Origin of the sequence: Bacillus sp. FSL W8-0519 (assembly GCF_038005585.1) — a bacterium.
Taxonomy (GTDB): Bacteria; Bacillota; Bacilli; order Bacillales; family Bacillaceae_G; genus Bacillus_A; species Bacillus_A paranthracis.
Map to the genome: position 1 here is coordinate 4,296,279 of NZ_JBBOTL010000001.1, position 15,069 is coordinate 4,311,347.

The 15,069-nt window shown below is 37.4% G+C and carries 14 protein-coding genes and 1 other annotated feature; all 14 genes read right to left on the reverse strand.

Annotation, left to right across the window (positions count from 1 at the left end):
* Positions 1 to 25: 25 nt before the first annotated feature.
* The gene (spoIVFB, locus tag NST14_RS22575) at positions 26 to 886 is read right to left on the reverse strand and encodes a stage IV sporulation intramembrane metalloprotease SpoIVFB (protein ID WP_000599049.1); all 861 of its coding nucleotides are present in this window, start codon (positions 884 to 886) and stop codon (positions 26 to 28) included.
* A complete protein-coding gene (spoIVFA, locus tag NST14_RS22580; RefSeq protein WP_048557564.1) occupies positions 879 to 1,625 on the reverse strand; it encodes a stage IV sporulation protein SpoIVFA in 747 nt (248 codons plus the stop codon). Before spoIVFA ends, spoIVFB begins: the two co-directional genes overlap by 8 nt.
* 133 nt (positions 1,626 to 1,758) lie before the next feature.
* Positions 1,759 to 2,556 (reverse strand): septum site-determining protein MinD, encoded by a 798-nt coding sequence (gene minD, locus NST14_RS22585; protein WP_000503310.1) that lies wholly within the window; start codon positions 2,554 to 2,556, stop codon positions 1,759 to 1,761.
* A gap of 2 nt (positions 2,557 to 2,558) precedes the next feature.
* Positions 2,559 to 3,245, reverse strand: a complete 687-nt coding sequence (minC, locus tag NST14_RS22590; RefSeq protein ID WP_000391517.1) for a septum site-determining protein MinC — start codon at positions 3,243 to 3,245, stop codon at positions 2,559 to 2,561.
* Positions 3,246 to 3,280: 35 nt separating this feature from the next.
* Positions 3,281 to 3,826, reverse strand: coding sequence for a rod shape-determining protein MreD (mreD, locus tag NST14_RS22595; protein ID WP_000975746.1), 546 nt, complete (start codon positions 3,824 to 3,826; stop codon positions 3,281 to 3,283).
* 14 nt (positions 3,827 to 3,840) lie between these two features.
* Positions 3,841 to 4,692 carry a rod shape-determining protein MreC gene (gene mreC, locus NST14_RS22600; protein WP_001135482.1) on the reverse strand — a complete coding sequence of 284 codons (852 nt, stop codon included), beginning with the start codon at positions 4,690 to 4,692 and terminating at the stop codon, positions 3,841 to 3,843.
* Positions 4,693 to 4,733: 41 nt separating this feature from the next.
* Positions 4,734 to 5,753 (reverse strand): cell shape-determining protein MreB, encoded by a 1,020-nt coding sequence (gene mreB / locus NST14_RS22605; protein WP_000466737.1) that lies wholly within the window; start codon positions 5,751 to 5,753, stop codon positions 4,734 to 4,736.
* A 157-nt stretch (positions 5,754 to 5,910) separates the two neighbouring features.
* On the reverse strand, positions 5,911 to 6,588 hold the full coding sequence (gene radC / locus NST14_RS22610) for a DNA repair protein RadC (RefSeq protein ID WP_001013381.1): 678 nt from the start codon (positions 6,586 to 6,588) through the stop codon (positions 5,911 to 5,913).
* 46 nt (positions 6,589 to 6,634) lie between these two features.
* Complete coding sequence (locus NST14_RS22615; RefSeq protein WP_000720488.1) at positions 6,635 to 7,210, reverse strand: Maf family protein; 576 nt, start codon at positions 7,208 to 7,210, stop codon at positions 6,635 to 6,637.
* Positions 7,211 to 7,431: 221 nt separating this feature from the next.
* On the reverse strand, positions 7,432 to 8,394 hold the full coding sequence (locus tag NST14_RS22620; protein ID WP_000360990.1) for a hypothetical protein: 963 nt from the start codon (positions 8,392 to 8,394) through the stop codon (positions 7,432 to 7,434).
* 165 nt (positions 8,395 to 8,559) lie between these two features.
* Positions 8,560 to 9,861, reverse strand: a complete 1,302-nt coding sequence (locus tag NST14_RS22625; RefSeq protein WP_000582084.1) for a bifunctional folylpolyglutamate synthase/dihydrofolate synthase — start codon at positions 9,859 to 9,861, stop codon at positions 8,560 to 8,562.
* 92 nt (positions 9,862 to 9,953) lie between these two features.
* Positions 9,954 to 12,599 (reverse strand): valine--tRNA ligase, encoded by a 2,646-nt coding sequence (locus tag NST14_RS22630; RefSeq protein ID WP_000072229.1) that lies wholly within the window; start codon positions 12,597 to 12,599, stop codon positions 9,954 to 9,956.
* A gap of 38 nt (positions 12,600 to 12,637) precedes the next feature.
* Positions 12,638 to 12,870, reverse strand: a binding site (T-box leader).
* Between the two features lie 122 nt (positions 12,871 to 12,992).
* A complete protein-coding gene (gene ysxE / locus NST14_RS22635; protein ID WP_000367001.1) occupies positions 12,993 to 14,018 on the reverse strand; it encodes a spore coat protein YsxE in 1,026 nt (341 codons plus the stop codon).
* A 62-nt stretch (positions 14,019 to 14,080) separates the two neighbouring features.
* Positions 14,081 to 15,064: a stage VI sporulation protein D gene (gene spoVID / locus NST14_RS22640; RefSeq protein ID WP_000179732.1), complete on the reverse strand. Its 984-nt coding sequence runs from the start codon at positions 15,062 to 15,064 to the stop codon at positions 14,081 to 14,083.
* Between the last annotated feature and the right edge of the window lie 5 nt (positions 15,065 to 15,069).

A 15,069-nucleotide genomic window follows, 5' to 3' on the forward strand; every position in this document is an offset into this window, starting at 1 on the left:
TAAAAGGTTAGTGCTAACGTCAACACTAACCGATTAATTCTTCAACAGATGAAGTTGTTCGTTTTTCAGTAAAATACGCATAAAGCAATTCATTTTCATCCAATGTGTAATGTTCTTTATATTTTCCGCGGACGATAATAGAATGCTTATAGCCTCTACGAAATTTTGTGAATATCTTATATAAATGATCTTCTGATTGCACCTCAATCGGTGCAATCTTTTCAATTCCTCTTTTGTTCCCATAATAACGTTCTAATAAAAAACGCATAAAGGCATACCGTCTTTGCTTCCATTCTTGATATAACGACACCGCTAAAAATATGAGTAGTACCCACATCATAATATTGTTACTATTCCAAAGTAACTGCCATCCTAGTATGACACTAAAAAAAACACATGATAATTTCATCATCTTTTCATGTGCTTGTAAATAAGGAAAACGATATGATAGTACGTTAAACAATACTTTTCCACCATCAAGAGGCCAAATAGGTAGTAAATTAAACGCTAAAATAATTATATTATTCCACATAAAGAAATAATATAATTCCGCATGAAGCCAACCAGCTTCAAACAACATATAGCCTACCGCCATCATCCAAATATGTTGAATAGGTCCTGCAATTACAACAACTAGTTCCTCTTTCAATGATTTATTCCCATGTTCCTCAAGCTCAGCCACACCACCAAACGGCAAAAGTTGAATCTTCTTAATACGCCAATTATAATGTGCCGCTGCAAAAGCATGCCCAAGTTCATGGATGAGAACGATACAAAATAACAGTAGTAACTCTTTAAAACGTGCCGTGAAAATACCAATGACAATAATAACCCAAAACAACGGATGTACTGAAATCTTTGTTAAAACATCTCTATATTTAATCAAATGAAATCACCTGAATCGGATCAATAAATTTTTCGTCCTTTTTTATTGCGAAATAAAACTTACCATTTTTATTATTCGCATCATTATTCACTGTTCCAATTTTTTGTTTCTTTGAAACGTAATCATATAATTTCACTGACATATCATTTAAATTTGCATACCATGACTCCGTACCATCTGCATGCTGAATTTGAACTGTATTACCAAGTTCCTCTTTCTTGCCCGCAAAAACTACTAGCCCTTCATTCACTGACTCAACAGTTGCATTTGTAGCTGTTTGTACAAATACACCTTGGCCATTTTTTTGAAACCCTTGCATTACCTTTCCGGAAGCAGGAATGGCATAATCTTTTTGCTGAATCGTTTCTTCTTTTTTCTCATTAGGCGAATAGAACACGAGCGGTTTTCCAAACTGTTTTTCGTACCATTTCGCTACAGTAGCAAACTGAAATTCTTCTTTCATCACTTTTTCTGTAACAGCTTTAGCACCGTCGAAAGAAGCTGGTGCATTCTTATATAAAATAGCGACAGAAAGAACTAATATTGCTGATAACAATACTTTGAAGAAAAATACTTCTTTTCGAAATAAAGGATGAATTTCCTTTTCTCCATCTTCAATAAATACTGTTTCACTATCAAAATTCTCTCCAGCAAAATACTGCTCTTCCTCCATCCTTTCTTGCTCTGCCTTCCTTTTCGCAATCCGTTTTTTAATTTCTTCTACACGTCTATTCTTCATACTGTCTCCCTTCTTTCGTTCAGCTAATGTACATAGAAACAGTTGTATACAGTTTGTACATATGTATGAGCTAGGAAAGAAAGATATTCGTGTGAAGAAAAAAGAAAGCACTCCGCAAATATGCGAAGTGCTTTTAACGGATTCCAAAGAAGTTTTTCATCTTTGTAAATACCGATACCTTTTCTTGTTCAAATGCTTGTAATGGGACATTCTCACCCAACAAACGTCTTGCAATATTACGATAAGCTAACGCTGCTTTTCCGCTCGGTTGCAACGCTACAGGCTCACCTGTATTTGTAGCACGAATAACTTCATCATCATCTTCGACAACACCAAGAAGCTCGATTGACAATGTACGTACGATTTCATCAACATCTAACATATCCTGTTCATGAAGCATATGACTACGCACACGATTAATAACAAGTTTCGGTGGTTCAATATCCTCTTTTTCTAAAAGCCCGATAATACGATCCGCATCGCGCATTGAGGATACTTCTGGCGTCGTAACAACAATTGCTTTATCCGCACCAGCTACCGCGTTTTTAAATCCCTGCTCAATCCCCGCAGGACAATCAATTAATATGTAATCATAATCTTGACGTAATACTTGTATTAATTCATCCATTTGTTCAGGTGTTACCGCTGATTTATCACTCGTTTGTGCTGCAGGTAATAAATAAAGATCATCAAAACGTTTATCTTTAATAAGAGCCTGAGGTAAACGGCAACGCCCTTCAACGACATCAACAAGATCAAATACAATACGATTTTCCAGCCCCATTACTACGTCTAAGTTTCGAAGACCGATATCTGTGTCAATTAAGCACACTTTCTTTCCAGATAACGCTAGGGCTGTCCCAATGTTCGCAGACGTTGTAGTTTTACCTACACCGCCTTTTCCAGATGTAATTACTATTGCCTCTCCCACAGCTATACAATTCCCCTTTCTAACTTTGTTAAATTAGGTCTAAGATGAGTGAGAAGTTGCAGTCGATCGACAACAATGTGATTGTTCTCATTAATATACGCACATTCTGCCGCCTCCGCTCCGTCTTCTTTCTCTTCCGGAGCCCGCATTGCCACATCACTAATTCGAAGTTGCATCGGGTTCATAACAGATGCAGCGATTACAGCATCTGAATCCCCATAATACCCCGCATGTGCAATTCCTCTTAATGATCCTACGACAAAAATATTCCCCCCAGCGATAACCGTTCCGCCTGGATTAACATCACCAATTAACAATAAATTTCCTTTTACATGTAAAACTTGTCCAGAGCGAACAATTTTGGAAATAGGGACGATTTCTGTTTCTTCTTTCCAAGCTATTGCTTCCTCTTTCGTTATAACATCACTTTCAATCGAATCCACAACGAGATTCTTTTTATTACGAATTAACGTACGAATCTCTTCTTGTTGGACTTCTGTTAAATAACGGTTTCCTACTTTCACATGCACTTCAATTAAAGAGCGTCCATCACCATCATAGTAATGTGTAGAAAGCTTTTCATCCAATTCCTTCAATAATTCAGAGAATGAACAACAATCATCTAAATGAAGGGTTATTCCGTCTTTTGTCCCTTTTATTGTTACATTTTGTTGCTTTTTTTCTTCCACTAAAGTTCACCCCACCGATTCAATTCGACATAAAATTAGAAAATCCTTTTTTCTTTTTCTTCCATCGCTTTTGAAAGACGCACTAAATATCGTCTCAGTGGGAAACAAACTATCAATAAGAAAATTGCATTTAGCAATAAAGTAGACAGGAGACGATCTGTGAAAAAGACATACGCCGACATATGAGTACGTCCTAACAAAGTTAAAAATCCATACACATAATACTCTAATGCTACTATGCTAGCTAGTACGATAGAAGTAACAATAAATAAATTCAATTGTAGTACCTTCATCACACTATAAACTAAATAAACTAAAATCGGATACGCAAAAATATATATACCAACAAGTTCCGTGTATACGGTATCAAATAAGAAACCAAATAATAGTCCGTAATAAATCCCTTGGACCGGACTATAGTACACAGTAATAAAACATAACACAATGATAAAGAAATGAGGTGATGCTATACTGTCTTTCCAAAAAACCTCTGTTGGAACAATAGTAGCAAACATATTTTCAAATAAAAAAGCAAAAAGGAGCAAAAGAGGAAGAGCTGCTCTTTTTAAAATCTTCATCATCTCTTCTCCCCCTCCTATTCTAATGGCGCTGAAGGCGTTTCACGTTTCGCAACTACAACATGCTCTACGTCATTTAAATCAGCGGCTGGCTTTACATAAGCTGTTTTTGTTAAACCGTATGGATCCTGCTGAACTTCAACGATTTTTCCAATTACAAGACCTTTCGGGAAAATATCACCGAGCCCAGATGTTACAACTAATTGATCTGCTTTTACTTCTGCATCAGAGCCAATCTTTGTGAAAAGAAGTAAGTGCTTTTCTTTATCGTAACCTTCAATCAATCCAAAGATTTTCTCATTTCCTTGTACGATAGCAGAAACACGATTTGTTCGGCTCATAGAACTTAACAATTCTACTGATGATGTAAACTGAGATACACTTTTCACTCGTCCCACTAAACCTTGTGGAGTTAATACAGCCATATCTTTTTTTATTCCTTGCTGTGCCCCTTTATCAAGTCCAACTAAATCGTACCATTTATCTGGATTACGAGAAACAACAGTCGCTGGAATTTCAGTATAACCGCTATTTAACTTATCTTTACCCGTTAACTCTTGTAACTTCTTGTTATCATCTTCTAATTGTTTTACTTTCCCTGATAGACCTGCATAATTGTCTAATTTTGCTTTTAATTCTTTATTCTCTTCATACGTGCGCTTTACATCCTCTACATTTTCGAAGAATCCAGCTACGTATTTCGCTGGCTTTTGGAATACACGTTCTACAACACCGACAGTGTCTTTAACAAACTGCTCTGGCCATGTTAAACTGTTCCGTTCTTTCAATGAGATTCCAATCAATGCCACGAGAAGAATAATACTAACTAACAAAACAATTAATCTTTTGTTTAAGAAAAACTGTGGCACGTTCACACCCTCTTAATTTCATTGATTTTTATTTTGCAATATTATCGAGCAGCAGTTTTGAAAAGATCGATATTGTCTAATGCTTTACCTGTTCCAATTGCTACGCAATCTAATGGGTCTTCTGCAACAAGAACTGGCATATTTGTTTCTTCACTAATTACTTTATCTAAGTTACGTAGTAATGCTCCACCACCTGTTAATACGATACCACGGTCCATAATGTCTGCCGCTAATTCAGGTGGAGTTTTCTCTAACGTATTTTTAACAGATTCTACAATTGCATCTACTGTATCTTTTAATGCGTCTGCAATTTCTTCTGGTTGAATTAGTACTGTTTTTGGTAAACCACTTACTAAATCACGACCGCGAATTTCCATAGGTTCGATACCTTCTGGCTCGCCTGCAGAACCGATTTCTAATTTTAATGCTTCAGCTGTTCTTTCACCGATCATTAAGTTGTAGCTTTTCTTAATGTACTGAATGATTGAATCGTCCATATCATCACCAGCAACACGAACTGATTGACTTGTTACAATACCACCTAAAGAAATGATTGCAACTTCTGTTGTACCGCCACCAATATCAACAACCATGCTACCAGTTGGTTCCCAAACAGGTAAGTTTGCACCAATTGCTGCTGCAAATGGTTCTTCGATAGGATAAGCATCACGAGCACCAGCTTGACGAGTCGCATCGATTACTGCACGTCTTTCTACAGCTGTAATACCAGATGGTACACATACCATTACATAAGGCTTACGTGAGAAGAATCCATTTGATTTTTGAGCTTGTTGAATGTAATATTTCATCATTGTTGCTGTCGTTTCGTAATCAGCAATTACACCGTCTTTCATCGGGCGAAGTGCCACAACGTTTCCTGGTGTACGACCAATCATTTGTTTTGCATCGCTACCTACAGCAACGATTTGTTTCGTATCAGTTTGTAACGCTACTACTGAAGGTTCACGTAAAACTACACCTTTTCCCTTTACATATACAAGCGTGTTCGCAGTTCCTAAGTCTATTCCAAGATCGCGAGTAAAGCCACCAAATCCAAACATATTATTTATCTTCCTTTCTTGTTTTCACGGACTCATTTTTTCTTACTTTATATTATAAAAACAGTACGTTTTTTATATCTTTATCCTTTTTGTAGATAATTTTCTACAAAAAACTCATAAATCACATTATAAAACAAAATAAGTAAAAAGCATAGTCTTAAATATGACCTTTTTCCTTTAAACTCACGAATTTATGGTCACCTATTATAATATGATCGAGCACTTCAATTCCGATAATCCGGCCGCATTCTACTAAGCGTTTTGTTACTTCAATATCTTCTCGGCTCGGCGCAGGGTCTCCTGAGGGATGGTTATGAAGACATATGATAGAGGCTGCTGCACGGCGAAATGCTTCTTTAAAAACTTCCCTGGGATGTACAATTGAAGAGTTTAAACTTCCAATAAAAATCGTTTGCCTATGTATAACTTGATTCTTTGTGTTCAAATAGAGACATACAAAATGCTCCTGTTGCAAGAAGCGCATTTCTTCCATCATATATCTGGCGCAATCTTCCGGGCTTCGAATGCTGTATCTATTTTGATATTCTAAACGCACCATTCTTCTACCGAGTTCAAAAGCAGCGATGAGCTGTGATGCCTTCGCAACTCCAACACCATGTATACTCACTAACTCTTCTAGCGTTGCGTCTTTCAACATACGTAAACCATCAAAATGATGCAAAATTTTATCCGATAACTTTAAAACTGTTTCTTCCTTAGAACCTGTTCTCAGTAACACTGCAAGAAGCTCCCGATTTGATAAACTTCCAGCCCCTTCTAACAATAAACGCTCCCGTGGCTGTTCTTCTTTGACAACATCACGAATACCGTTCATTTCTCCACCCCTTTATTTGTTCTCTCAAAGAAAATCCCATGCAGTTTTACGCATGGGTTACATCAATATTAAATTGTTTTAATTCCCGAACAAGACGTGAAATTGGTAACCCAACTACACTATAGTAGTCCCCTTGAATATGTTGAACAAAAATAGATCCTTTACCTTGAATCCCATAACTTCCTGCTTTATCCAAAGGCTCTTTTGATGCAATGTATGTGTCAATTTCCTCTTCTGTTAATTCCCAAAACGTAACTTCTGTACGCTCGTAAAAAGTGACTGTTTTGTCCTTTGCTATAATTGCAACACCTGTATACACCTCATGTGTTTTCCCTGATAATAATTGCAACATTTCTTTCGCCTCAGCCTCATTAGATGGCTTTCCAAGAATACGCGACTCATATGTAACAATTGTGTCTGCACCTAACACAATATAATCACTGTTATTTTCTGCTACCGCAGATGCTTTTTGCAGGGCAAGGGACATAACAATATCAGAAGGCGATGAATACGCACCAATCGTTTCTTCTACTTCACTTACAACAATTTCAAATGGTACACCCGCTAACTCAAGCAATTCCTTCCTGCGAGGTGATCCTGAAGCTAAAATAATTTTTTTCATATTTTCTCCTTCCTTTCTCACATGAAGCAGAATCATTTATATCAATCGTATCAAAGGAATAGTTTGTCCACAAATAAAAGAAATATTATTTTCTCTAAACAAAATAATACTTCCTTACCAAAACACGATTATATTCCTGTCATAGAGAAAGCACTTTACTCTAAATTCAAAAGAAAAGAAAGAAGCCTCTACACTTCTTCCTTCGTCATTTCATTATCCTATTATTTCACCTTTTGTGAAACAATTTTTTCGTATGAAAGTATACCATCAATGATAACTTGATTTAATTTCGCTAAAGATTCCTTATCATCTTTTCCGTCCTTCACTGTTTGCACAGCTACCGACGTATACATATACAATTTCTTCGCTTCTTCCTGCTTCATACTTTTCCCTTCTTTTTCAATCGCTTTCCACTCTTTTTCGATTGCACTTATATCTTTTGCATTACTTTTTTCACTAGCTTGTACGCTAGAAGCATATTTTGCTAAATGAGTATATAATGGCTGTACTTTTGTTAAAAACGCCCCGATTTCTTTATCATCTTTAAGTAACGCTTTATCTGTTATATCCCAGTCCTTTTTCAATACGGAGACATTATCTTTTTTATACTGCGTCATTAATTGGTTTATGCCTTGTTCATCGCTAGCAATACCAACAACTAATGCATACTTATCACCGCTCGGTTTTAAGGCTGCTACACCTCCATTACCTTTCCACTCTTCAAGAGCGGCCTGTCCCTTTTCTTCAGAAGAATAGATTCCTCCTTGAACAAAAAATAATTTCATTGGATCTAATGACGTTCCTGTCTGTGCTTTTGTTTTTTCCTCTTTTGGTGCTGTTGTTTGTTCTGCCGTTCCACCCACCTTTGATTCTTCCTTTCGCATCTGCTTCGAAGCTGTTACTTCGCTTCCTCCTGTCGCACCTTGTCCTTTCAGTAACTGTAGCATCCCCATCCCAAACGCCGTACCAATAATAATTGCAGTTGCAACGATTGCAATTAACGTATTGCTCCACTTCTTTCGATTTTTTTCCGTAGACGCTACTTTCGATTTTTGAAACGGAACAACGTTTTTTGGCCTTTCACTTTCTACTACCATCCAGTCAAATTCATCTTTCTTCTTCTCCTCATACTTCGCTTCTGTTCCATTCACTTTCACTGAGATCGTTCGTGATTGCTTGTCCATACACTCACACCTCACCTCTTATCGTTGTCCGCATCATATCATATTCATTTCACAAAAAAACGAGATATTTGTCAGAGGAATTCGCCAAATAACCCTATATATTTATCTTATATGTATGCATTTGACTTCATTTGTAGAACAAAAAAACTAGATAGCAAAGACTATCTAGTTTTTTTCGCGAATATATTTTCGAACTTCCGAAATGAAATAAAGAGAACCTGTTATGATAAAAACATCATTTTCTCCAAGCATTTCAACCTTCGTATCAATTGCCTCTTTCCAATTTTCAAAAACTAATTTTGACTCTTCCTTTGCATACGATGCAAGCTCGCCTGCTGAAATAGCACGATCAAAGGCGAATGTTGTAAAAATAATTTCATCGGCGATGCTTTCTAATTGACCTACCATATTGTGCAATTGTTTATCACCAAGGGCAGTAAATAAAACTATTACATTTTTATCTTTGTAATGTGATTCTACCGTTTTCACAAGACTTTCAATACCTTCTGGGTTATGAGCACCATCTATAATAATATCCGGATTACTTTGCAGTTTTTCAAAGCGCCCCACCCAATACGCTTCCTGTAATCCCGTTCTTATTTCTTCTTCCTCAATTAAAAATGATAAGTATGTTTTTACATACATGACTGCCATAAGTGCAAGTGCTGCGTTTCCTACTTGATGGCTGCCTTTCATTGTGATTCGCACATCTTCAAAAGAGGCGAAAGGACAAGTGAAATCGAACTGTTCTCCATCTTCACTAGACTGTTTATGTAACGCTGTAAAATGGTTGCCCATCTCGTATAAGTTTGCCTGATTTTCCTTTGCAACTTTTTGAATGACTTGCAACGCTTCCTCATCTTGCACACCAGTAATAACCGGAACACCAGACTTAATAATTCCCGCCTTTTCATATGCAATTTCTCCTAATGTATTACCTAAAATATGCATATGATCGTGACCGATATTCGTAATAATCGTGAGAACTGGATGAATCACATTCGTAGAATCAAAGCGCCCTCCAAGCCCTGTTTCAAATAAAACAACATCACAGAAATTAACTTTACCGAAGTAACAAATTGCCATAACAGTAATAATTTCAAACTCAGTCGCTTCCCCTAAATCCGTTTCATCTAGTTTTTCAACGACTGGCTTTACCATCTTTACAAGTTCAGTAATCTCTTCATCTGCAATTGGTGTTCCATTCACACTAATACGCTCGTTAAATGTTTCAATATAAGGGGAGGTAAATGTTCCTACCTTATATTTTGCATTTTCTAACATGTAGCGCATATATGTTAACGTTGAACCTTTTCCATTTGTACCAGCAAGGTGAACACATTTTATGTGACGCTCCGGATTTCCGAGCTCTTCTAGCATCCATCTCATTCTTTCTAATCCCGGTTTAATACCAAACTTCAATCGGCTATGAATCCACCCTATCGCTTCTTCGTATGTATGTATCACGTATGCTTTCCCCTTTCAAAAAACAACCTTCATAACCCTATTATACGCAAAGAAAAGAGACTCACCAATATAGTGAGTCTCTAAAAAGCATTTTATTTCTCAAGATCTGCTAGACGTTGGCGAACTGCTTCGCGTTTTTCTAGGTAATCTTGCTCTTTCGCACGCTCTCCTTCAATAACTGCTGCAGGAGCTTTCGCTACGAAACCTTGGTTTGAAAGTTTCTTCTGTACACGTTCTACTTCTTTGTCGAACTTCTCAAGCTCTTTCTCAAGACGCGCTCTCTCTTCATCAAGATTGATAAGATCAGCTAACGGTAAGAATAACTCTGCACCTGTTACGATTGCAGTCATTGCTTTTTCTGGCGCTTGTAAGTCCGTTTGAATTGTTAATTCGCTTGGGTTACAGAAACGCTCAATGTAAGAGCTGTTTTTCGTAAGTTGAGCAAGTACAGCCTCGTCTTTTGCTTTAATTTGCATTTGAACTTTTTTGCTCATTGGCGTATTAACTTCTGCACGGATATTACGAACAGAACGAATGATATCAACTAGAAGGTGCATTTCTGCTGCAGCTTCTGCATCTTGTAAATCTTCGCGTACTGTTGGCCACGCTGCTACTGTAATAGATTCGCCTTCGTGCGGTAAATGTTGCCAAATCTTCTCTGTTACGAATGGCATGAATGGGTGTAATAGACGCATTGTTTGGTCTAATACGTAAGCTAAAATAGAACGAGTTGTTTTCTTAGCTGCTTCATCTTCACCGTATAGAGGAAGTTTCGCCATTTCAATGTACCAGTCACAGAAATCATCCCAAATAAAGTTGTATAATGAGCGACCAGCTTCACCGAACTCATATTTATCCATGTTACGTGTTACGCTTTCGATTGTTTCATTTAAGCGAGTTAAAATCCACTTATCTGCAACTGATTTTTCACCAGTTAAATCGATTTCTTCATATTTCATGTCATCCATGTTCATTAATACGAAACGTGATGCATTCCAAATTTTATTAATGAAGTTCCAAGTAGATTCTACTTTCTCCATGCTGAAGCGTAAATCTTGACCTGGTGCACTTCCCGTTGATAAGAAGAAACGCATTGCATCTGCACCGTACTTCTCGATAACTTCCATTGGGTCAATACCGTTACCAAGAGATTTACTCATTTTACGTCCTTGCTCATCACGAACTAAACCGTGAATTAATACATCTTTAAATGGACGCTCGCCTGTAAACTCTAAACCTTGGAAAATCATACGAGATACCCAGAAGAAGATGATGTCATAACCAGTTACTAGTGCATCTGTTGAATAGTAACGCTTGAAGTCTGCTGCATCTTCATTTGGCCAACCAAGTGTTGAGAATGGCCATAGTGCTGAACTGAACCATGTATCAAGTACGTCGTTATCTTGATTCCAGTTTTCAATATCTGCTGGTGCTTCTGTACCTACGTATACTTCACCAGTTTCTTTATGATACCAAGCTGGAATGCGGTGTCCCCACCATAATTGACGAGAAATACACCAGTCGTGAATATTTTCCATCCAACGTAAATATGTGTTTTCGAAACGCTCTGGTACGAACGTTACTTTCTCTTCTTCTTTTTGCTGAAGCGCTACTGCCTTCTCAGCAAGTGGAGCCATTTTTACGAACCATTGTGTTGATAAGTAAGGCTCAACAACTGCACCACTACGCTCACTATGACCTACTGAATGCATATGAGGCTCGATTTCTACTAATACGCCCGCTTCTTGTAAATCTTTTACTAACGCTTTACGGCACTCGAAACGATCCATACCGTTATACTTACCAGCTTTTTCGTTCATCGTTCCATCTTCGTTCATTACTAAGATACGTGGTAAGTCATGACGGTTACCTACTTCAAAGTCATTCGGGTCATGAGCTGGCGTAATTTTTACAACACCTGTTCCGAAATCTTTTTCTACATACTCATCAGCAATAATCGGAATCTCACGGCCTACGATTGGAAGTGTAACTGTTTTTCCGATTAAATGCTTGTAACGATCGTCTTCTGGATGAACCGCTACCGCTGTATCACCAAGCATCGTTTCTGGACGAGTTGTTGCAAGACGAATGTGGCCAGATCCATCTGTTAACGGATAGTTCATATGGTAGAATGCACCTTGAACTTCTTTATGAATTACTTCAATATCAGAAAGAGCTGTGCGTGTTGCCGGGTCCCAGTTGATAATATATTCACCGCGGTAAATTAAGCCTTTTTCGTATAATTGAACGAATACTTTATTAACCGCATCAGATAAACCTTCGTCTAATGTGAAACGTTCGCGAGAATAGTCTAGTCCTAAACCAACTTTCCCCCATTGTTGACGAATGTGAGAAGCGTATTCTTCTTTCCATTCCCAAGCCTTTTCAAGGAATTTCTCACGGCCAAGATCGTAACGTGAAATACCTTCTTCACGAAGTTTCCCTTCTACTTTCGCTTGTGTTGCGATACCCGCATGGTCCATTCCTGGAAGCCACAATACATCGTAACCTTGCATACGCTTCGTACGAGTTAAAATATCTTGAAGAGTTGTATCCCAAGCATGACCTAAGTGTAACTTACCAGTTACGTTCGGAGGTGGAATTACAATTGTATACGGTTGTTTCTTCTCGTCTCCTGTTGCTTCAAAATATTTGCCTTCTAACCACCACTGATAAAGGCCTTCTTCAACGGACATATGATCATATTTAGTTGGTAAATTCTTTTCCGTGTTTGACATTATTTTCCCTCCTTAAAATAAAAAATGCCCCTCATCCAAAAAAGGACGAGGGACATCGCGGTACCACCTTTATTTACAAACAAATTCAGGAATTTGCTTATACTCTTAATTTGATAACGGACAAATCCGTCTTTTCCTAATGAGAACTATTCCGTTCAGAAAAGATGCTCCAGGGCTACCTTCTAACATAACTATCTAGAGAATCTCCCAGCTAATGATTCTCCTCTCTGAAGACGTTTCTTGTTATACTCTTCCCCTTCAAGGCATTTATATGATTGTTAATTATTATATACAATAGTGTAAAAAACGAAACCTTATTCGTCAAGATAAATTTAATACTACAGCTTTTTGAGTAAAAAAAAGAAGATAAGTAACATCCTCTACTTATCTTCTTTATCCGTTCCCTTGCTGGGCAGCTTGTAATTGCGAAAGAAAATATTCTATATTACTAACGAGCCAATGCGCTTGTTGCAAACTCTTTACTCCGAGAAGTTCATTTTCCTCATTACGCCGCTCTCTTCTTTTCTTATAAGACTGGATTTGCCGAATAAATTGCGATGGATACGTCATATACGCAAACATGAGTAGTTGCTCTTCTTTCGTAAAAGGGAAATTTTTTTGATACATTTGATACCATTCAAACCGATCACTTCGCGCAATTGGATATGTGTTTAAAGACCGAGAATAAAAGCCTACAATATCTTGCACAGGTGTTGCAAACTTCGATTTTTCTAAACTAATAAAATAGCCATTCCGTTCATAATCAAATAAAAAATGATTAAGCGATACGTTACCATGTACAAAAGTAATGCGCGTTGTTTCTTTTTCTTTCATTGCATCGTTCCACTCATTTAATTGCTTCGTCGCAAACTCACGCGCCCTCATTACATGATGATAGTACGTACAATATTGCAATTCAAACGGAGACATATACCACTTCGCTTCCGATTCTACAAGAAACTCTTCTAACATCTCTCCATCACTTTCCCAGCGATCGGATATATTTGTATAATGTTTTTCTAAATCCTCTTCTGTATACGTTTCTTCTTTTACCGTTTTTTGATGCAACGTTCCGAGAGTCTGAAACATTTTATGGTATTGATCATTATCCTCGCCGTTCCCTTCCGCACGCTCTAACCAAGGCATTAAATAATAATTATACGTACCGTCACTTAAAATATAATTTCCGTCCGTCGCATGATATATAGGTACATAATTTGAAAAACCTTTCTCCTTTAAATATTGAATATGATGCAAAAAGTTATTCCGCTCTAACTTCCTGCCTTCTATTTTCTTGAGCGCATATGGACCTTGATTCGTATAAATTTTCGTCACACTTCCGTGCTCTTCCATATGCTGCGTATCCAATCTATATTGCCTTACAATGGGTTCATAACGATTTCGTAATTCCATATCCATACGAATAACCCTTTCTATTCAAAACATAGCCTTTAGAAAAATAAGTGAGTGAAAACACTCACTTATTTCGCTTTTGCTCTTGAAACAGGAATATAAATAATTTGTCCTGTAGTTAAATATATATCTTCTGTTTGATTGACACGATATAAGTTTTGTACAGATGTTTCATAACGTTCTGCAACAGATTCGATCGTATCTCCTTCTTGCACGAAATACATTCTTAACTTTGTAAATTCTTCTTCCGGTTCTTTCGTAAATAATTTCGTTAAATAAAGCGCATTTTCATCTCGCTGTGAATACGTTTCTTCTTCTTGCTCTTCTTGTTTTTTCGCTTTTTCTTTCTTGAAATCTTTTCGTCCGAACAATTCAAATTGCGGCGTTGTTTCTTTCTCCTCTTCACGCTCTACAAATTCATGTTCTTCTATTTCCTCTTCTTCTACTTCCTGCTCTTTTCTTTCTTCTAGTTGGAACGGTTCAAACGCGTAATCTTCCCACTCATCTGATTCCTTATAAGCTGGTTCTTCTACTTGCGGCGTCGGTCTATTTTCATCCTCTTGCGCTGAATCAACTTCCAACTCAGCATACGCCGTTTCTTTCTCTTCCTCTTCATCCTCGATGCGTTCTTCATCACATAATCCTGTAATAGATATATCCGCTAATAATTGTAAGCAACCATTTTCCTTTAATTCATAATCAAATTCCTCGATGGATACATATAGTTCTTCAATTACTTTCACACGGTTTCTTGGGATCGATATTTCAAGCGGAAAGGAATGAACAAGTTCATTAACCCCATCTTCTCTCGTTTCTACATAATCAATTGACTTCGCTGGCGATAAATCTCTTAATGAATAAGCTGAATCATCTTGCCTTGCAACATACTCTCCCGTTAAATCTAATTGCCCTCTCACAATAACCTCATGATCAAGCTCTTCTATCTCAACGTCTGGATCTAACGAAATTGACAAAAGTTCTTCGACTTCCTGTCCTTTTTGGAACCAAACAGATTCTTTTAATGAAAAACGTAATGAATGATCTGTTGCCACTTCTT

Excerpts from the sequence above, each read along its gene's own strand:
- spoIVFA (WP_048557564.1), bottom strand. The coding sequence starts at position 1,625 with ATGAAGAATAGACGTGTAGAAGAAATTAAAAAACGGATTGCGAAAAGG.
- mreD (WP_000975746.1), bottom strand. The coding sequence starts at position 3,826 with ATGATGAAGATTTTAAAAAGAGCAGCTCTTCCTCTTTTGCTCCTTTTT.
- mreB (WP_000466737.1), bottom strand. The coding sequence starts at position 5,753 with ATGTTTGGATTTGGTGGCTTTACTCGCGATCTTGGAATAGACTTAGGA.
- radC (WP_001013381.1), bottom strand. The coding sequence starts at position 6,588 with ATGAACGGTATTCGTGATGTTGTCAAAGAAGAACAGCCACGGGAGCGT.
- NST14_RS22615 (WP_000720488.1), bottom strand. The coding sequence starts at position 7,210 with ATGAAAAAAATTATTTTAGCTTCAGGATCACCTCGCAGGAAGGAATTG.
- NST14_RS22620 (WP_000360990.1), bottom strand. The coding sequence starts at position 8,394 with ATGGACAAGCAATCACGAACGATCTCAGTGAAAGTGAATGGAACAGAA.
- NST14_RS22630 (WP_000072229.1), bottom strand. The coding sequence starts at position 12,599 with ATGTCAAACACGGAAAAGAATTTACCAACTAAATATGATCATATGTCC.
- ysxE (WP_000367001.1), bottom strand. The coding sequence starts at position 14,018 with ATGGATATGGAATTACGAAATCGTTATGAACCCATTGTAAGGCAATAT.